Here is a 20,000-nt window from a genome sequence, read left to right on the forward strand (position 1 = left end):
ATGTAATTAACAACCCGTAGTAACAAGTGTTATTACTGGTGGCACTACAACAACAGAGCTTGTAGCATCACCCGAATTTGTAGCTGCCGTATATTCAATACGGCAATCGTCCCCTACAAGATAACTATTAGGAAAAATAATAGCTTTATTTGCTGTAGCAGTATCTATATTAAAGTCTTTTGAATCCACTGTATCAGGAGTACCATCTACATCAGCAGTACCATCAGCAAAGTCGACATCTAAAAAGGCTTCAAAGGCAGCCTCTGTTGCTGCTGGATAACCATATACCGTAGGAACTGGTGCACCAGTATCTACTGTTACAGATTCAGATGCTTTTTTGTGATTACTAGCAATAATAGATTTGCCATTCACAATATTCATGCCACTGCGAATAGAACCCTGAAGGCCTTCAAGTGTTGAAGCATTGGCATCACCTTGCAAGTTTAAAAAGCGAGGGGCTGCGGTAACGGCTAAAATGCCTAAAATAACAATTACGATGATTAATTCAACAAGTGTAAAACCTGCTTGTTTATTCATTGGTAAACTTTTTAACGATTGCGTTTTCATAAATAAGCCTCTTTTTAATTACTTAGTTTTTAAATATTTTTACTTTGCCTGTTTTAGCAAAGTATGAAAAACCTGTTAAACCTGATATTTCACCCGTATTGGTAGGTATACTTTTAATATCAATGGTATAAGTTAAATAGTAGACGCATTGCGTACTTTCTGCATTGTACCTAACTAAAAAACTTACACTTTTTATTATCGATATTTCACTACTTGAGGTACTACTTGGTGCATCTTGTAAAATTACATTTAATACTTGGCGGCATTTATAAGCATTTATAGACTCTGCGCGAGTATCTTTTTTTTCTGTTCCATCACCCGTTGGTGTACCTAGCGATCCATCAACAGCAACTATCACTCCTCCATAATTAACGAATGTTATATGTGACTTACTATTTGGTCTCCCTTCTAACTCCCATTGACCTCTAACCATGCCAACAGCCGATGAAAAACTACCCGCAATAGCATCTACGCTTGCATTATGCGCTTGATTTTTAATACCTATATATTGAGGTATAGCAAAGCTCAAAATTACTGCCAGTAAAATAACAACAATAACTAACTCAAATAATGAGAAACCTTTTGAGTTAGTTATTGCATTCACGTTAATTACCTTTGATTGCCGACATCATGTTCCACATCGGCATAAATATACCCAGTGCTAAAATCAGCACCATAATGGCAACAAACACCGTTAAAATAGGTTCTATTTTTGCGGTTAGGCTTCGTAAGTCATAATCAACTTCACGCTCATAATAGTCAGCTGCTTCTTGAAGTAGCTCATCAACCCGACCGGTTTCTTCACCTACCGCCACCATCTGTAATACAAGCTGAGAAAATAGCTCAGAGCTTTTTGACGCTCTAAGTAAACTATCGCCCTTTTCTATATCTTGGCGCATAGTCATAATCGCTTTTTCCATATAGCTATTATCCACAGCATGCGCTGTTAGCGATAAACCAGTGGTCATAGGCACACCAGAGCGCAATACCATAGCTAAACTTTGACTGTAACGTGCAAGCAACGTACGTTTTAAAATATCCCCAATAAAAGGAATTTTTAATTTATATTGATCCCACTTAAAGCGTCCTGGTTCTGTATTTAAATAACGCATCCAAGCAAAAACAGAACCAATACCCATCACCAACAATAACCACCAGTAGTTAACAAAAAAGCTGCTAGTGCCAATTAATATTTGAGTCATTAACGGCAATTCGGCATCAAATTTTTCGAACATACTGGCAAAGGTAGGAATAACGAAAATATTCAAAATAATCATAGCCGCTACTAGAGCAAAAATAACAAAAGTAGGGTAGCGCATAGCTGCTTTTATACGCTTTCGGGTTTCTTGTTCTTTCTCAAAATAAATAGCGAGTTGATAAAAAGCATCTTCTAACCGGCCAGAACCTTCACCAACCATTACCATTGACACGGTTAATCGGCTAAATACCTCGTTATGTATCGCCATTGCACTGGATAAATCGCGGCCTTGTTCAAGCTGCTTGGTAACTTCTATTAGTACATTTTTAAATTTTTTATTTTGTGTTGTATCTGCCAGCCCAACCATAGCTCGTATAATTGGTATCCCTGCTTTTAATAGCGAATACATTTGCCTAGAAAACATAATCATGTCGTCTAGCGTTATTTTTTCGACAAATAAATTATCAAAAATTTTGATGTTATTTTTTGTTTCAACTAAGGAGATTGATATTGGTATAAATTGACGTTTCATTAAACTATCAGCTACGCCAGCTTGGTTACTCGCTTCTAATTGGCCTTTAACCAACATACCTTTGCTGTCTTTCGCTTTATAGCTATATAGTTGCATTAATATCCCCTACTATCTCGGGGATATATTCAGCCACTTTAAATACCTCATCTAAAGAGGTAATACCTTGCTTGGCGTAGTTTAATGCCATTGTTGAGAGCGGCGAAAAATTCGCGCTGTTTTTAGCAGCTTTTGCAAAACCTTGCGTGTCGTTAACTCGTAATGCATCCATCATTGCATCATCCATTTCGAGCAACTCAAAAATACCTACACGCCCTTTATAACCACTATGGTTACATGCTGTGCAACCTTGCCCTTTAGAAAATTGAGCATCAGTAACATCTTCGCCTAAATATTTTAGCCAACTTATTTCTTGATGATCTGGCAAGTACGGTACTCTACAGTCATTACATACTCGTCTTACTAATCGTTGGGCAATAATAGCGCGCAGTGAACTTGCCACTAAGTAGGCTGGTGCGCCCATGTCGATTAAGCGCATAGCACTAGTGATTGCATCATTAGTATGTAGCGTTGATAACACGAGATGACCTGTTAAAGCGGCTCTTAATCCAATGTCTACCGTTTCTTGGTCACGCATTTCGCCAACCATTATAATGTCAGGATCCTGCCTTAGAGCGGTCCGTAAAATACTTGCAAAGCTAAGCCCTATTTTATTATTTATTTGTACTTGGTTAATACGGCCAATACGATACTCAACGGGATCCTCTACTGTAATAATTTTACTTTCTTGTTGGTTTAACTCACTTAATGCACCATAAAGTGTGGTTGTTTTACCTGAGCCTGTTGGTCCAGTAACTAAAACCATACCATGCGGACGCTTTATAATACTGCGCACTCGCTTTAATATGTGTACTGGCATCCCTGTTTCATCTAACGATAATAGCCCTGCTGATTGATCAAGCAAACGCATTACAACTGACTCACCATGCTGAACCGGCATTGTAGAGAGGCGCACATCAATACTATGGCTGCGCACTTTTATATTAAAGCGACCATCTTGAGGAAGGCGTTTTTCAGATATATCTAATCCCGACATAAGCTTTAAACGTAATACTAATGCAGATGCTATTTTTACTTGATTAAGAGTGTGCTCTTGTAATATGCCATCTACACGTTGGCGAATACGCAATAAACCTTCATCTGGCTCTATGTGAATATCAGATGCGCGAACTTGCACCGCATCTTCAAATATTGATTGCAATAACTTTACAACGGTTGCATCAGATGTCTCATCACCTAAAGAATTTAAATCAAACTCTTCTACGTCTTGGTATTCTTCATGAAGCTGTGCTGCAAAGTTAGTAATTTCATCTGTACGACGATATACATTGTCAAACGCAGCCATTATTTGACTTTCTTGTACGACAGCTAAATCTATTCGTTTAGGAGCAAGCATAGTTGCAAGTTGGTCAAGCCCCCTTAAATCAGCAGGATCGCTCATCCCGAGCAAAACAGAGTCACCATTGTCTTCAATTACTAATGCTCTGTAGCGACGTGCATAAACCTCAGATAAAAGCTTAGATACATCAGCTGATATTTTTCTCTGTGATATATCTAAAAAGGGTACTTGTAATTGCTGAGCTAAAAAACGTAATAGCTGTGGTTCACTAATAAACTCAAGTGTAATAAGCGTCGAGCCTAATTTACGACCCGTTGCCGCTTGAATATTTAATGCTTCACTTAGTTGCGCTTCGGTGATCATGTGCTCATGCACAAGTAAGTCCCCTAAGCGCATTTTTAAACTAGGTCTCATACAGCCTCCTTTAGTGCAACTAAACGCTTTAATGCATGCTGGGTCATAGCTGTGTTTAATCCGCCTAAATCTAGAGCTACTTTGTAAAGCTGTTTAGCTTCCAGGTATTCTCCCAGTGCATCTTTTGAGGTTGCAAGTGCCAACCACCACTTAGCTTGACTAGGCTGGAGCTGTGTAAGATGTTTAAAACTTTCAAGTGCTTTATAGTGCATACTTGCACTTTGCGCTGCAGTACCTTGCAACACCCAAAAATCAAGATTTGCTTGAGCCTCAAATTCACCACTTAAGAGCAGCAATACTTCTTCATACTGCTGTTGCATAATGAGTATTTTGCTTAGCATTACACGCCATTCAAGTACGTTAGGGTTTTGGCGAATACCCGCTTGCAAAACCTGTTGTGCCGAATTTACATCTTGTTGTTTAAAGTAGGTTGCAGCTAGTAAATTTCGAGCCTCTACGTGTAAAGGCAATTGCGCTAAAATAATATTTAAATCACTAATTGCTTCGTTGTATAAGCCAAACTGTATTGCCTGTTTAGCTGCGGCTAATTGCTCAACTAATAAAGTCTGTGGCGACTTAGCTTCAGCTACGCTTTTAGTCATCATATTTTGAGGCTTCGTTTTAGTCATTGGAGTAATTTTTGGCTTGCTGACAGTAACTTCGCTAGTTACCAGCACATTATTTTTAGCTAGTGCAGGGCTTTGTTTAACCTCGGCAATTACAACTGGCTCAGCCATTGGTTGAGAAACCAGTAATGTTGCTTCACTTAATTCAGATTCAGCTAAATCATTCACTTCTGACCTTATTTGCTCAATTTGCACAACCGTTTTCACAACATCTTGCTCAACTAAAGCTTCCACATTGCTCTTTTTATCTTGATTATCAGATACATTAGGGCTTAGAGCAGCGACTATTTTTTGAGGTAGTAACACAGGCTCACGTTGAATCTCTTTTTTGTCAGCGGTCGGTAAATACAGGTATGCTAAAAAAATGATACTTAGCATAATAAGTACAATTACGGTTTTAAATGCAATATTTTTTACATCATATATCGGCTTTACGCTTATACCTTCTTGGGTGCTTATTTGTTTAGCTTCTCGTTGCTCAATATTTTTAAGCATATTATTTATAACGCTCATAACCACTGCCTCCATAACCATATGGCAGCAATAGCTAAAGCACTAAACATTAAAGCACTGTAGCTCCAATATTGTCCGGTTCGATATTTTGCGCAGTCTTCGGTATCTTTTATAGCAAGTTGAATATGGCGATTTGTTATTGTATTTAACCCTTCACCGTAAGCTTGTAATAGTGCTTTGTGGCATAAAATATTAACTAATCTAGGAATTCCACGGCTAGCTCTAGCAATTTTGAGCCCCATACTATTATTAAACAAAGGAGGCCTATTAAACCCTGCAACTTGCAGGCGATGATTTATATAATAAATAACTTCAGCGCCTGTCATGGCTCTTAATTTATAAGAGAAACTAATACGCTGGCGTAATTGCCTGACTTTATTATTTGCCAGTTTTTCATCAAGCTCTGGTTGCCCAAATAACACAACTTGAATCAACTTTTCGCTTTCTGTTTCTAAGTTTGTAAATAATCTCAACGCCTCTAAAGTCTCCCAACTCAAGCATTGCGCCTCATCTATCAAAAGCACTACACGCTCATTATCTTCTTGTAAATCCAATAAGTGATGATTTATAAGCTGCCCTAGTGTTTGTTGATCTAATGCTTTATCTACATCCATACCTAGCTCAATTGCAATCGCCCATCTAAGCTCTTCTGGGCTTAAATAAGAGTTAGGTAAGTAAGCCACAATATAATCTGGCTCAAGTTGATTTAATAACTTTCTACAAAGTAGCGTTTTACCTGTCCCTACTTCCCCGGTGACCTTAATAAACCCCTCACCCATTTCAATAGCTGTTGTTAACACTTGCATCGCTTCGTGGTGGGGTTCAAGTGCACAAAAAAATTCTGTGTTAGGGGTTAGCGTGAAAGGCATTTCACTTAAATTAAAAAAGCTTAAATACATAGTTAGTTTTCATACCATGTTTTTAAAAGCTGACGGCTTTCACCTTGTTGTTTTTTCCACGTATCTGGCATGACAACCGTTGGTTTGATTAAAATAATCAGCTCTTTTTTCTCTTGGCGTTTACGAATACTTTTAAATAAGTTGCCAAACATGGGGATATCACCCAGCACGGGGGTTTTGGATTCTTCATCTTGTGTTGATGTTTGCATCAAACCACCAATAACAACTATTTCACCACTTTGGGCGCGAATAACAGTATCTGATTCTCGAATGTTACTTTGTGCTAGCGGTAATTCGAAGCGTTGATCGTCTAAGGTAATTACTTTTAATTGCTCCTCAGTTTCTGTAACCGAAGGGTGAACATGCAAAATTACTGAGCCGTACTTATCAATTTGCGGCGTTACATCTAATGCAATCCCTGAAAAGAATGGCGTTAAGTCAATTTCTGGAGACGTTGTAGTCGATGTACCTGTTACCGTAGTACTTGATACATTAGTAACAAAGTATTCGTCTTGTCCTACTTTTATAACCGCTTTTTGATTGTTTGTAGCGGTAACTCGAGGGTTAGATAACATTTGCACATCACCTTGGGTTTCTAGCAAATTAATAACCCCGTTAAAGTCTCCTTTTTGAATAGTTAACGACGACGCTCCACCAATGGCTGCAGAAATACTATTACTTATAGTAGAGCCCGCTGTTGTAGCAAACGAAATACCGCCTTCTAAGCCACTCGCTATACGCTCCCAGTTAACACCCTGCTGGTACTCGTCTTTTAAAGTTACTTCTATTATTTTGGCTTCAAGAATAACTTGGCGTTGCAAATTCTCTTGGCTTTGGCGTAAAAATTCTTTTAGCTGACTAATCTCACTTGGTAATGCATTAACCGTTACCAAACTTGCTTGTGGACTAGCAATAACGTAGCGACCATCATTTGCGCCAATAAAAGATTTAAGCGCAACTTCTAACTCTTTCCAAAAATCGTTTTTATTGATAGTTTGAATTCGAGAACCATTTAAATCTAAGTTTTGGTTATCGCTGCCAAACTCACTATTTTGCTGGTTACTACTACCTGAACTTGAACCACTTGAGCCACTGCCGCTTTGCGCAAACTGACTAACACCACCAGCAACAACACTCACGGTGGACTGACCATGTCGTTGCATCATTAAATAATTTACAGGTATTGTTTCTATGCGCATTTTGGCTGGTAGCACCTGCACAATTCGTCCTTCATTAACAATATCTAGTGGATACATTCTCTTAATGACAGCAATAACTTCATTAAATGTCACGCTTTTAAGGTTTAAACTAATGGTGCCATTTACCTCAGGGTGTACAGCCACACTGAAAGGTGTATCGTCTGTTAAACCTGCAAAAAAAGCACCTATTTCAACGTCATTTGCAGCCACATCAAAACGCTTGATTGATAAATCATCACTTATTGTTTGGTCATTATTTATAGATGACAACAAGCTTTGTGTAAGTTCACTTGGCATTTGTAGAGGCGCAATGACTTTAGCCTCGGCTGGTTTTGCTGCTAACTCTTGCTTTATATGCGTTTTAACCTCTTTACCTGGTTTAAAGCTATGGCACGCAGTTAAAAATGTAGGCAATAATAAAATAACAAGCCACGGGTAAGATAAATTATTTTTTAATTTCATAGTCATATAATTCTAATTTTATTTGTTTATCGTCATTTGCTAACACAACCTGCTTTGAGTTAATGCTTAGCACCCGAAAATCGTCTACAGCATCACCAACTCGATAAATATGGCCGGAAATGATGGCCTTAAATGCTGTACTGTTTTTAATAATAGATTGCAATTTGAGTTCTGTGTTTTGAGTTACAGTCTGGTTGTTACTTACATACATATTTGGTTGAGTAGGATCACGTAATTGCGCTAATGCACTGGGTGCGAAAGTAAACAAAAGTAATAAAAAATATAAATTATAATGCGATAAATTTTTCATTAGCGCTCACTGTAGCAATTTGTAAAGTTAGCTCAGCTTGTGGGTACGTTAGTACCTGGTAACTAAACTCTTGTATCAATAATTTTTCTTGATTATTTTTTAAGGCTGCTAAATATTTTTGTAGGCTAAAATAACTACCTTCCAAAGTAACCACCATTTGATGCTCAAAAAATAGTGTTTGCGTATCATGCTCACCCAACTTTTCAACATCTATAGCCTGTGCAGGCTTTACATTAAAACTACTCACTCTCACATCGCTACTATCTACGAGTAAGTCTTTTAAAACAGCAGGTACATTTTTAGCGGCAACAAAGCCTTGGCTAAAACTATTAAGCTGATTATTGATATCCTCTAACTTATTTCTTGTCTGTGCTATTTGAGCGCGTAACAGTTTAGTGTAATCGTGATTAAGCGCTTGATTTAACATTGAAAGCTGTGCATTTATTTGCTGCAATTCCTGTAGCGCAATATTTTGTTCAGAACGAATATGAGCAACTTCGTCTTGCTGTGGAAAAATAACAAACCACAGGCCTAAGTAAATCACCATGAATAAGCCAACAAATACAGTAGAGTACTTCTCACGCTTTTGAAGCGATGCAAATTGTGCTCGATACTTTGCCCAAATAGGCCAACCTTTGTCCTTTTTGTTATTCATGGTTTAGCGCCTTTATCAGTAAGGTCAGTCGCTACATTAAATTCACTCAGACCATCTTTTATTGACAGCTCTAAAACTGAAAACTCTTTATCAATAAAAAAAGGTGACTGCTTTAAATTATTAAACCATATAGGTAAAAATTTTGACTGAGATACTTGCCCTTGAAACGTGACACTTTGCCCTACAAATTTAATATGCGTAAGCCAAATACTAGGTTCATGATACTTTGCTAAATCTTGCATTACTTGAGCGTAATCAGTGGCAGATTGAACTGAGCTTTGTTCTAAATAGCTAAATATTTGCTGCTTATGTAAAACCTCTTGCTGAAGTTTTTTTAACTCATTAATAAACCGTGTTTTATTTTGTTTCTCTGCAAGCTTTTGTTTTAAAACTTCTAACTGAGCTTTACCTTGCTTGAGGTCTTGCCTATTTTTTTCTAAATCCAGCTCACTTGAATAGGCTTTATAACTATAAAAAGCCCACGTGATTGCAATAATTAATAGCGCCCCCAACCACAGTGTAATCATTCCTGACAAAGGAACTGGATCTCGCCGTACGCGTAAGGTTTTTTGATAAAAGTTAATCCGGGTTTTCATCGCACAGACTCCGGATCAGTTAATTGATAAGCTGCACCGAGTGCATAATAAAAATTTGGCTCTAATTGCTGCGTTAATTCTAAATTAGGCGTAAAATCTACAACCTTGATTTGTAAAAACTCTGCAAGACTTGCCCTTAAAGTGAGTGACGATAAGTCGTCGCACTGTAGCTGAATACTTCGAATTGGTGGTTGCTTAAGCTGGCTTTCAAAAAAGTCCATTGAACGTTGAATTTCTAATCCTAACGCTTCTACTAGCTCTTGATTTTGATCTTTATCAGAAATACCTAAAAAACCGTTTAATCGCCTAGCTAGCACCAATTTCCCATCACGGATAATTAAAATTCGAGGTTCATGATTAGCATGTTGAACAATTAACATGTGCGCTTCTTTATACGTGCCAAATAAGGTAACTAAAACCATCTCCTCAGAGGTCATTGCACGTAAAACAGGCTTGGTTTGTTCAAAACTATCTATAAACGGAAGTAGCTGCAGTTTGTTAGTAATAAATACATTCATTTTGCTGCTTTGCATTGGTAACGTTATTGGGTAGTCAATAAAGTCAGCAACTATGTTTTCGGGGGTTATATCAACTAAATCTTTTGTAGTCCAAGGGAGTGACTGTATTATCTCTTCATCACTAAGGTTTGGTTTATCCATTTGCACTATTTGATAAAAATAATGTGGTATAACCAAATTAACTGCACAAATGTCTGTAGAAACTTGATTTGTGCAAGCGACAATAGCGGCTGTATAATCGGCTTGCTCAGCCACAGTTACACTGTAAAAACTGTGAACAATCCATTGGTCGCTTTGTTTTTTTAAACATACTGCGTTAACAGTACCTGCATAAGCAGCAACACCAATAGCTGTATTAGGATCTAAACTACGATTTAACCATGAAAACAGCTTTTCTTTCATATAGCTACTATTGTTAATAATGTATTATTAAAGTGTCGTACATTATATTTACTTTGCCAAGTTGAAAACGAATATAAAATGATTCAATCACTCAAAATAAACGAAAATAACTATATTCAACAAATAGATACAGCGTATCTAAAAAAGAGAAATATTTACTTAGGTGTAAAACGTGATGATTTACTTCATCCATTAATAAGTGGTAACAAATGGCGTAAATTAAAATACAATTTAGTCCATATGAAAGAGCTAAACAAAACAGAGTTACTTACTTTTGGGGGGGCTTTTTCGAATCATATTCACGCATGCGCAGCGGCAGGGAAAGAGTTTAATATTAAGACTCATGCAATAATACGTGGACCAGAACTTGATAGTGATAACCCAACCCTTCAGTTTGCTAAGCAATGTGGTATGCAACTTCATGTAGTTAATCGTATTGAATATAAGCAGCGGTACGATCAGCGATACTTAGAAACTCTACAGAGGCGTTTTCCAAACGCTTTTATAATCCCGGAAGGTGGTACTAACGAACATGCTTTATTAGGGTGTAAAGAACTAGTTCACAGTTTACCAGAGCATGACTATTTAGTATGTCCAACTGGTAGTGGGGGCACTCTGGCTGGCTTAATTGAAGGTAGCAAGGCAAATACACACATAATCGGAATTGCTGTTCTTAAACAAGCGCAATACTTAAATGCTGAAGTAAAGAAATTAAGTAGTAAAGCAGAGAAACAAGATAACTGGCAGCTACTTACTGATTTTCATGATGGGGGTTATGGCAAGTTTTCTCCTGCCCTATGGCAATTTTGCCAGGAGATGAACCACACATACAACCTCCCCCTTGAGCCTATTTATAGTGGAAAAATGATGTATGCATTATGGAAACTCATCGAGCAAGACTACTTTCCACCCGGAAGTAAAATTATTGCTATTCATACTGGAGGGCTTCAAGGTTTAAATGGGTTAAAGTACAGAGGGCTAATTTAAACAGAGACGCGTGGCTGTTTTAGTAGGAGACTACCTGAGTAAACTCTTGTAAAGGCTCTGAAAAATAAAAGCCCTGAGCGCCTACTATACCCAACTTAGTAAGCATAAATAGCTCCTTTTTAGTCTCTACACCTACGGCATGTACTGGTAAATTAAGTAACTTAGCCGCTGCAACGATCTTTTTAATTTGCTTTTGATTTTGAAGGTTCTCATTTACTAAATGCACTAAGTTGTATGATACTTTGAGTGCACACACTTCATCATAGTTAACCAAAGCAGTAATTTTGTCACAACTTTGCACGTTATCGATCACAATTTGAGCACGTATTTGATTAATAGCATTAAGTGCATGGGTTATTGATTTTCTATACTTAAAAAATTCTGCCTCACTTATTTCAAATTGTAATTTAGCACATAATTCAAGCTCTGCTATTTGACTAGGTAGCCACTCCCAAAATACATTATTAAACCAGTTTTTAGGGTGTATATTTACACTAACTGTTTGGCTCGAAGGTTCACTCAGCATTAGCTTTTTGACTTGTGTTATTACTGCTTTATCTAATATTAAAGCATCTTGATTACTATAAACCTGATTAATAAAATAACGAGCAGCTAGTAGACCAAGTTGGCTATGTCTAACTCTAATGAGAGCTTCATGTTCTAAAATTTTCCCACTAGAGAGCTCAAATAAAGGCTGAAAGAATAATATAAATTTATTCTTTTTAATATTTTCGATAACTTGCTTACTAGAAAGTGATTTTTCTTGGCAAGAATTTAATGCTAAGCGGTGAAAGTGCTGCATTAAGCTGTTTTGCGATAACACGAGTGCTGATTTTGCTAACTGATAAACCGCAATTTGATCTGCGCCTAATCGATAGTCGCACGCACCTATTTTAATGTTTTTATGATTCATATTTATTTGATAATTTTGACATATTAAAAACACATTTTGATGGAGCTTTTCAACGTAGCTATCCAACTCGCTAATAGATACGTTTGGTAAGGTAACCGCTAAGTAACTAGTGTTTAGTCTTTTTACCGACACGTTTTTAAGTTCGGATAATTTTTTAGTGATTAAGACGTTTAGACTGGCTTCTTTATCAAAGTTACAATCACATTCAATAAGTAAAAATAAATTATGTGATGCCGTATTAATCCCATACAAAGAACTTAAACCACATTTTTTTACCTGTTGGATTAGTTGAGTATTTTTATGCTTATGTTGAATAATTTTAGTCGGCTGTATAGCTGTATTTTTAAGCATTACTTTACGGTTTACTTTTAACACTTCCCACCAGCGATAAGACCAGCTAGCGGCGCCTAATATGATCAAGTTTAGCAATATAAATAAGTAACTTTGTGTTGCCCAAGCCGGATAGTGATAGAGGCTCAAACTTAATGTTTTGTAAGAAAAAACTTCGCGTTCTATATTCACTAAATGCCTAAAATGCTCTGCAGGCTTTGGCAGCTCCAACACAAAACCTTCACTTTTAGCTAATGCAGCCAACACTTCATTGTTTATAGAAGGAGATAAATTCAGCTCGTAAACGTGTTTAACGAACTGCTGCCCAGAAGCATGAACTTTTTGATGTAATGCATCATTTAGAACGAAATTAAAACTAATAAGTATCATTAAAAATAAGACAAAAGAGATACCTTTGAAGTACTTTAAAAGCCAGATTTTACTCTTTTGCATAGCCTGCCACTCGTTAAATTATTAACTAAAGTGTTGTTCAATATCTATAGAAGTACAAGGCTGTAAACTAAGTTTAAACGTTTATTAATAGCGCTAAACAACCCCCCCCCTTATAAACGAGACATAATAGTTTAAATTAGTTAGGTATTAGATAAAGGCCCACATGGGGGCTGTTTAAAAGTCTGTGTCATTTCAGCATTATTAAATAGATGGACTGATAATTAATTTAATTGCTCATACATAATTTTACTTCGCACTAAATGAGCAAGTGTTTTAGCACCCAATTTGCTCATTACATGGGAGCGATGAACCTCAACGGTACGTTCACTAATATTTAAATCGCATGCAATTACTTTGTTCATTGCCCCATCCGCCACTCGCTCAAACACTTCTCGCTCTCGGCTCGATAGCGACTCTATATTAATTTTATTTTTGTGTTTATCGAGTAATTTCTCATGTTGGCTCTCATTAAATATCAATGCTTCGTTAATGCGATCAATCAAATGCTGCTCATCAAATGGCTTTCTAATAAAATCAATTGCGCCTAAACGCATAGCCTCTACTGCCATTGGAATATCACCATGTCCGGTAATAAATATAATAGGTAGTGAGCAGTTTAAATTTTTAAGTTTTTGCTGCACTTCCAAGCCGCTCATTTTAGGCATACGTATATCCAGCACTAAGCAACCGGTCATATTCTCATTATATACATCTAAAAATGCAGACCCTGAGCTAAAACTCTGTGCATCTATTCCAATGGAGTCTAATAATATTGCAAGCCCTTCACGCACACCTTCATCATCATCAATTATAAACACGCTTTGCTTATCACTCATCCGCGACTCCTTTTTTCATAAATTGGCAGAGTAAACATAAAAATGGCCCCTGTTGGTTTATTATCACAAAAATTAATATGACCGCCATGCTCTTCAATAATACTTTTTGATATTGATAGGCCAATACCTGTGCCATTTTCTTTGGTTGACGAAAATGGTTTAAATAATCTTTCTCTCATTTCTTGGGCCAATCCTGCCCCTGTATCGGTCACTGATATTTCAACATTTTTATCTTCATTTAGTTTTATTTCAAGCTCTATTTTTGAACCATTATCACAAGTATTTAACTGCATAGCTTCCATACCATTGCGCAACAAATTAAGAATAACCTGCTCTATTTGAACTCGATCAACAAATACATCAACAGCCTCATCACATGCTGTCATTCGTATAGTTACATTGCGAAGCCGTGCTTCTGACTCAGCAAGATTTATTACTTCTTTTATCATAAATATACAATCGATGACTTCTTTTGAGCGCTGCCCTTTTTTGGTCATTAACTGCATACGCTCAATAACGGCTCCCGCTCGACGAGAGTGCAAACTTAATTTTTCAAATATTGAGGGGAGCTTTTCAAACTTTCCTTTCTCACAAAAATTTTTAGCTGTCTGAGAAAACAGTGAAATTGCGGTCAGAGGCTGGTTTATCTCATGTGCAATTCCTGCTGCCATTTCTCCTAATGCATTTACCCTTTCGGCATGAGCTAATTGTTCAGTATGAAGCCGAGATTGTTCTTCAGAAGCCCGTTGTTTTGTGATATCTCGAATTAAACCAACAAACATCGTATTTTCATGGTTTTGTATTTCACTTACCGATAAATGAATTGGAAACTGCGTGCCATCTCTGCGTTTAGCAATAAGCTCTCGACCTACACCAATAATATGCGTTTGCTTTGTTTTTAAGTATTGAGCTAAATGTTGATCGTGCTGATCACAAAAAGGTGTAGGCATTAGTATTGTTATGTTTTTATTTTTCACTTCATCAGCGCTATAGCCAAACATAACTTGTGCAGCAAAATTAAAGCTTTGAATAAGCCCATGCTGGTCAATTGTAATAACCGCTTCAACTACTGAATTTACTACCGCATCAGAGAAGGCATAACTACTAATTAAATCAGCCTCAGCCTCCTTAATAGAAGTAATATCATTGATAAACCCTTCAACGATTATTTCGCCATTAAAAATAGAACTAACTGGGCCTCCTTTTTCCCATACTAATTTAATATCGCTATTTTTAGTGATGATCCTATATTCAAGTTCAAAGGGGCTGTTTACTTTAAAAGCTTCGTTAAGTGACTTCTCTACCCGTTTAAAATCATCCTCATGTATTATTTTTCTCCACAGCATTCTATTTTTTTTAAATTCAGCCCGAGAATAACCGGTTAAATTTTCACACCCATCACTAACAAGTATCATTGGCCTGTTTATAGTGTTAGATGAGTGATACGCCATACCTGGAAGGTTTTTCAACAAGTGTTCAATTTTATAACGTTCATCTTTTAGTTTACTACGTGCAAACAAATAAGTGTAAGCAGCCAATACAATTATAAAAGTGATAAAAAGGCCCAGTGCAATTAAAACTCTCATTACTTTATAGTGAGCAATATATAAAAACTCATCGTTGGGCGATACGCTTATTTCCCACTCATGACCTTGCAAATAATAAGATGAGCTTTTACTCCAGGCATATGCAATAGCGGGTTGGTTGCTTTGATCTGAGTACACTTTATGCCCGTCAATAAACAGTGTGAAATAATACTCGTTGAGTAAAAAATCAGGCACAACAGACTTAATATAAGGTTTAAACAGCAATACACCTGAAATAAAACCATCTAATTTATTGCCTCTTGTATTGACGTTAAAAATTGGGATGTGTATTCCAATACCTTCATCTCCATGAATAAACGCCAAAGGCATTGTGACTGCCTTTTGCTGTGTATCTTGTGCTTTTATTGCTGTTAATAAGGCAGGTGGGTTTAACGCTAAATTAAAATTGATAGTCACTTCATTATTGTGCTTTGGTATTCTTTTTCGAACATGAAAGGTGTTGTCAATCCAGCCAATAGCTTGATAACCATATTGTGTACCATAAAAATTTTTACTAATCGCATCCCAATCACTTTGCGACATACCACTTGAAATAACCGATAGTTTAGATTGCTCTGAAAGTGATGTTATTCGCTTTTCTAAATCGTTCTTAAGTAGTGTTTTAATGCCTTCAGCGGTGTCTTGGGTTATACGTTCAATATATGTTCGTTCTTGAGAATCTATATGGAAGACTATAAAAATCATTAAGCACGTAACCAGCATACCAAGTATTATTGCATACCATAAAATGGCTAATTGGGATGAGGAAAATAGCCTTACTTCTTTATCGCTGTAGTTCATAGTGAATTTACACTAACGCCTAGTTGATTAATAACGAGTACACTTGCTTATCTCGCACTTCCTTGCTTAATAATCCCCCTCGCTTACACTTGCGTCAAGAGGTACCTAAACAATAAAGTTAGCTCTGTTGAGTCAATCACTTAACTTTTCAAGTTGTGGTTTCCCACATGTTTTTACGTAACATCACCAATAGTCTCACTTCAGTACTTGCTCTAGGATAGTTATATACGCAGTTTCTCAGCGTAATTCATTCAAAAATGAAAGCTTTAACGATCTTATTTAGTTTAATTGAGGGTACTATCATGGCTTACGCAACAACAAATCCATATACAGGTGAGGTTGTAAAAACCTTTCCTGATGCTACTGATGCTGAAATCACTCAAGCAATAGAAAATGCCGATTCAGTATTCCAATCTTGGAAGCGAACATCTTTTTCTTCACGCGCAAAAATAATGCAAAAAGCGGCCGAGTTATTACGCAAAAATGTTATTAAATACGCTAATTTATTAACCCTAGAAATGGGAAAAATAACATCAGAAGCAAAAGCCGAAGTAGAATTATCAGCCGCTATTTTAGAGTACTACGCAAATAATGCTGAGAAACTTCTCGCATCAGAAAAATTACCCGTTGCAGATCCAACTGAAGGCGAGGCAATTATTATCCATGAACCACTTGGTGTATTGCTTGCCATTGAGCCATGGAATTTTCCGTATTATCAAGTTGCTCGTATTATTGCGCCGCAATTGTCAGCGGGTAACACTATGCTACTAAAGCATGCGGGTATTGTTCCACAATGTGCAGCAGCATTTGAAGCACTTATGATCGAAGCAGGTCTGCCTAAAGGCGCTTTTAAAAACCTATACGCCACACACTCTCAAACAGAAATGATCATTTCTCATCCACGAGTTCGTGGGGTTGCACTTACAGGTTCTGAAAGTGCTGGTGCAATAGCGGCTGCAGCCGCTGGTAAAGCACTTAAAAAGTCTACATTAGAGCTTGGTGGAGCCGATGCGTTTGTTGTACTTGCTGACGCTGAAATGGAAAAAACAGTTAATTGGGCGGTATTTGGTCGCCACTGGAACGGTGGACAAGTATGCGTATCATCCAAGCGTATGATCATCGAAAATAGCGTTTATGATGAATTTGTTGAACTTTACACTGCGGGTGTTGCTAAATTGCAGGCAGGCGATCCGCTTGATCCCGCCACTACGTTAGCTCCGCTGTCATCACAAAGCGCTGCTGATGAGTTAAAAACAAAAATCAATGAGGCCATTAAGCTTGGTGCAACAGCCACTGAAGTGGGCCCTAAAGTACCTAGTCAAGGCGCCTTTGTACAACCCACCATTTTAACAAATATTAGCGAAGATAATCCGGCTCGCAACTGGGAATTTTTTGGTCCTGTATCAATGCTATTTCGCGCAAAAGATGAAGAAGACGCAATTAAAATTGCAAATGACTCTCCATTTGGCTTAGGTGGATCAGTATTTACCTCAAATCCTGAACATGGCTTAGAAGTCGCTAAGCAAATATCTACCGGCATGATCTTTGTCAATCATCCAACAATGGTTAAAGCAGACCTACCATTTGGTGGCGTACGCCGCTCTGGTTTTGGTCGTGAGTTAATTGGCCTAGGGATTAAAGAGTTTGTGAATCATAAACTTATTGATGTTGTTGATATTGACGCGCCTTTTTAAAGGCGCTGTTAAATAGCATACAGAAAAATTATTTATATAAATATCTATAAATTCAGGTCTAGAGGACATTTTTATGAAAAATATAAATGACAAAGTAGCACTTGTGACTGGAGCTGGTCAGGGTATTGGACGCGGTATTGCATTACGGCTTGCAAGCGATGGGGCTGATATTGCAATCGTTGATATTAACGAAGAAAAAATGGCAGCAGTCGCTTCAGAAATTGAAAATCTTGGTCGTAAAGTAACGACGTTTAAAGCTGACGTAAGTAACCGCGATGAAGTATATGCTGCCGTTGAACATACTCAAAATACACTAGGTGGATTTGATGTCATGGTTAACAACGCAGGTATCGCACAGGTTAACCCTATTGCCGATGTAGAACCTGAAGAAGTCTCGCACATCTTAAAAATAAACATTGAAGGTGTGCTATGGGGAATTCAGGCTGCAGCAGCTAAGTTCAAAGCTCTAGGACATTCAGGAAAGATCATTAATGCTTCATCAATAGCCGGACATGATGGTTTTGCTATGTTAGGTGTTTATTCTGCAACAAAATTTGCAATCCGAGCTTTAACACAAGCATCTGCGAAAGAGTACGCCAGCGATGGTATCACCGTAAACGCCTATTGTCCTGGGATTGTGGGTACTGATATGTGGGTAACAATTGATAAACGCTTTTCAGAAGTTACGGGGGCTGCTATTGGTGAAACCTACAAGAAGTTCGTGGATGGCATTGCGCTAGGCCGCTCAGAAACACCTGACGATGTTGCAAGCCTAGTTTCGTATCTCGCAAGCCCAGACTCAGACTACGTAACTGGCCAGGCAATCATTACTGATGGTGGTATCGTCTACCGATAAGGTCGCGGACAAGGTGTTCGATTAAGGAAAATTGGCTTACGGCAGCAAGTGAATGAAATGCAAGCTACATCACCCTGTAGTCAGTGAGATGGGGAGCTGTTCTCTATATTATTTCGTGCAAAAGATGTAGCCGACTTAACGTTTAATGTTGTTGATATTGACGCGCCTTTTTAAAGGCGCTGTTTCTAGCTTTTTAATATTATAGGAAAAATTATGAACCAAAAAATGAAAGCAGCCGTTGTAGAGCAATTTGGTAAACCTTTAGTTCTACGTGATTTAGATATTCCATCGCCTAATGCAGGGCAAATATTAGTTAAAACAGATGCCTGCGGTGTATGCCACACAGATTTACATGCAGCAAACGGTGATTGGCCATTAAAACCAACTCCACCATTTACTCCAGGCCACGAAGGTATTGGGCTAGTTACCCAAATTGGCGAAGGTGTTACAAGCGTAAAAGTAGGCGATAGGGTCGGTGTTCCTTGGCTATATTCAGCTTGTGGACACTGTGAATTTTGCTTAAGTGCTTATGAACCAGTATGTCCTGATGCTGAGTTTGGTGGTTACACTAAAAATGGTGGTTTTGCCGAGTATATTATTGCCGATCCTAATTACGTTGCACTTATTCCTGATGGCTTATCAGCAGTACAAGCAGCCCCTATAATTTGTGCTGGCGTTACAACTTACAAAGGTATTAAAGAGACCGATGCTAAACCAGGTGAGTGGGTAGCAATTTCAGGTTGTGGTGGACTTGGTCATTTAGCAATTCAGTATGCTAAAGCTATGGGTCTTAAAGTCTGTGCCGTTGATATTGATGATACCAAACTTGAACATGCCACCTCATTGGGCGCAGATGCGGTTGTTAATGCAAAAAAAGCGAATGCCGCTGATACAGTCAAAGAAATAACGCAGGGTGGTGCGCATGGCGTGCTTATTACAGCGCCTTCACTGCCTGCATTTGAGCAAGGGGTTAACATGACCCGCAAACACGGTACATGTGTTTTAGTTGGCTTACCACCAGGCGAGTTTCCGACGCCGCTATTTGATGTAGTAGCAAATTGTATCACTATAAAAGGATCGTTCGTTGGTAATCGCAAAGATATGGCCGAGGCATTGGCTTTTGCAGCACAAGGCAAAGTTAAAGCTGATATCGAATTACAGCCTTTGAGCGCTATCAATAACATTTTTGAAAGGCTCGAAAATGGCAAGGTCCCTTCTCGCGTAGTTATTGATTTTACACTTTAAATAGCAATAAAT

The 20,000-nt window shown here is 37.8% G+C and carries 18 protein-coding genes; 4 read left to right on the plus strand and 14 right to left on the minus strand.

Going from position 1 to position 20,000, the window contains the following annotated elements:
• Positions 1–6: 6 nt before the first annotated feature.
• From V6260_RS11125 to V6260_RS11175, 11 genes are read right to left on the minus strand one after another with little or no spacing between them, the layout of a single operon-like run.
• A complete protein-coding gene (locus tag V6260_RS11125) occupies positions 7–567 on the minus strand; it encodes a prepilin-type N-terminal cleavage/methylation domain-containing protein (protein WP_341594141.1) in 561 nt (186 codons plus the stop codon).
• A 22-nt stretch (positions 568–589) separates the two neighbouring features.
• Positions 590–1,171 (minus strand): pilus assembly FimT family protein, encoded by a 582-nt coding sequence (locus V6260_RS11130; protein ID WP_341594142.1) that lies wholly within the window; start codon positions 1,169–1,171, stop codon positions 590–592.
• A gap of 1 nt (position 1,172) precedes the next feature.
• Positions 1,173–2,393, minus strand: a complete 1,221-nt coding sequence (locus tag V6260_RS11135) for a type II secretion system F family protein (protein ID WP_341594143.1) — start codon at positions 2,391–2,393, stop codon at positions 1,173–1,175.
• The gene (locus V6260_RS11140) at positions 2,380–4,107 is read right to left on the minus strand and encodes a GspE/PulE family protein (protein ID WP_341594144.1); all 1,728 of its coding nucleotides are present in this window, start codon (positions 4,105–4,107) and stop codon (positions 2,380–2,382) included. The genes V6260_RS11135 and V6260_RS11140 overlap by 14 nt, the downstream gene beginning before the upstream one ends.
• Positions 4,104–5,246, minus strand: a complete 1,143-nt coding sequence (locus tag V6260_RS11145) for a tetratricopeptide repeat protein (RefSeq protein WP_341594145.1) — start codon at positions 5,244–5,246, stop codon at positions 4,104–4,106. Before V6260_RS11145 ends, V6260_RS11140 begins: the two co-directional genes overlap by 4 nt.
• The gene (locus V6260_RS11150; protein WP_341594146.1) at positions 5,243–6,145 is read right to left on the minus strand and encodes an ExeA family protein; all 903 of its coding nucleotides are present in this window, start codon (positions 6,143–6,145) and stop codon (positions 5,243–5,245) included. Before V6260_RS11150 ends, V6260_RS11145 begins: the two co-directional genes overlap by 4 nt.
• Before the next feature lie 2 nt (positions 6,146–6,147).
• Positions 6,148–7,806, minus strand: a complete 1,659-nt coding sequence (gene mshL / locus V6260_RS11155; RefSeq protein ID WP_341594230.1) for a pilus (MSHA type) biogenesis protein MshL — start codon at positions 7,804–7,806, stop codon at positions 6,148–6,150.
• Positions 7,790–8,116 (minus strand): agglutinin biogenesis protein MshK, encoded by a 327-nt coding sequence (locus V6260_RS11160; protein ID WP_341594147.1) that lies wholly within the window; start codon positions 8,114–8,116, stop codon positions 7,790–7,792. Before V6260_RS11160 ends, mshL begins: the two co-directional genes overlap by 17 nt.
• Positions 8,094–8,771 (minus strand): agglutinin biogenesis protein MshJ, encoded by a 678-nt coding sequence (locus V6260_RS11165; protein WP_341594148.1) that lies wholly within the window; start codon positions 8,769–8,771, stop codon positions 8,094–8,096. The genes V6260_RS11160 and V6260_RS11165 overlap by 23 nt, the downstream gene beginning before the upstream one ends.
• A complete protein-coding gene (locus V6260_RS11170) occupies positions 8,768–9,367 on the minus strand; it encodes a PilN domain-containing protein (protein ID WP_341594149.1) in 600 nt (199 codons plus the stop codon). The genes V6260_RS11165 and V6260_RS11170 overlap by 4 nt, the downstream gene beginning before the upstream one ends.
• Positions 9,364–10,287: an MSHA biogenesis protein MshI gene (locus V6260_RS11175; RefSeq protein WP_341594150.1), complete on the minus strand. Its 924-nt coding sequence runs from the start codon at positions 10,285–10,287 to the stop codon at positions 9,364–9,366. Before V6260_RS11175 ends, V6260_RS11170 begins: the two co-directional genes overlap by 4 nt.
• Positions 10,288–10,365: 78 nt before the next feature.
• Here V6260_RS11175 and V6260_RS11180 point away from each other — a divergent pair, with 78 nt between their 5' ends.
• Positions 10,366–11,274, plus strand: coding sequence for a 1-aminocyclopropane-1-carboxylate deaminase/D-cysteine desulfhydrase (locus V6260_RS11180; protein ID WP_341594151.1), 909 nt, complete (start codon positions 10,366–10,368; stop codon positions 11,272–11,274).
• 19 nt (positions 11,275–11,293) lie between these two features.
• On the opposite strand, the gene V6260_RS11185 is transcribed toward V6260_RS11180, so the two are convergent.
• The 3 genes from V6260_RS11185 to V6260_RS11195 form a co-directional block, all read right to left on the minus strand.
• Positions 11,294–12,970, minus strand: a complete 1,677-nt coding sequence (locus V6260_RS11185) for an EAL domain-containing protein (RefSeq protein WP_341594152.1) — start codon at positions 12,968–12,970, stop codon at positions 11,294–11,296.
• Positions 12,971–13,191: 221 nt separating this feature from the next.
• Entirely contained in the window at positions 13,192–13,806 is a 615-nt protein-coding gene (locus V6260_RS11190; protein ID WP_341594153.1) for a response regulator transcription factor, read from the minus strand.
• Entirely contained in the window at positions 13,803–15,935 is a 2,133-nt protein-coding gene (locus V6260_RS11195) for a PAS domain S-box protein (protein WP_341594154.1), read from the minus strand. The genes V6260_RS11190 and V6260_RS11195 overlap by 4 nt, the downstream gene beginning before the upstream one ends.
• 560 nt (positions 15,936–16,495) lie before the next feature.
• On the opposite strand from V6260_RS11195, the gene V6260_RS11200 reads away from it, so the two are divergent.
• The 3 genes from V6260_RS11200 to adhP all read left to right on the plus strand — a co-directional run bounded on the left by V6260_RS11200 (position 16,496) and on the right by adhP (position 19,988).
• Positions 16,496–17,887: an NAD-dependent succinate-semialdehyde dehydrogenase gene (locus tag V6260_RS11200; RefSeq protein ID WP_341594155.1), complete on the plus strand. Its 1,392-nt coding sequence runs from the start codon at positions 16,496–16,498 to the stop codon at positions 17,885–17,887.
• Between the two features lie 73 nt (positions 17,888–17,960).
• Positions 17,961–18,743 carry an acetoin reductase gene (locus V6260_RS11205; RefSeq protein WP_341594156.1) on the plus strand — a complete coding sequence of 261 codons (783 nt, stop codon included), beginning with the start codon at positions 17,961–17,963 and terminating at the stop codon, positions 18,741–18,743.
• A 225-nt stretch (positions 18,744–18,968) separates the two neighbouring features.
• Entirely contained in the window at positions 18,969–19,988 is a 1,020-nt protein-coding gene (adhP, locus tag V6260_RS11210) for an alcohol dehydrogenase AdhP (RefSeq protein WP_341594231.1), read from the plus strand.
• The last annotated feature ends 12 nt before the right edge of the window (positions 19,989–20,000 follow it).

Source organism: Pseudoalteromonas aliena (assembly GCF_038155085.1).
Lineage (GTDB): Bacteria > Pseudomonadota > Gammaproteobacteria > Enterobacterales > Alteromonadaceae > Pseudoalteromonas > Pseudoalteromonas aliena_A.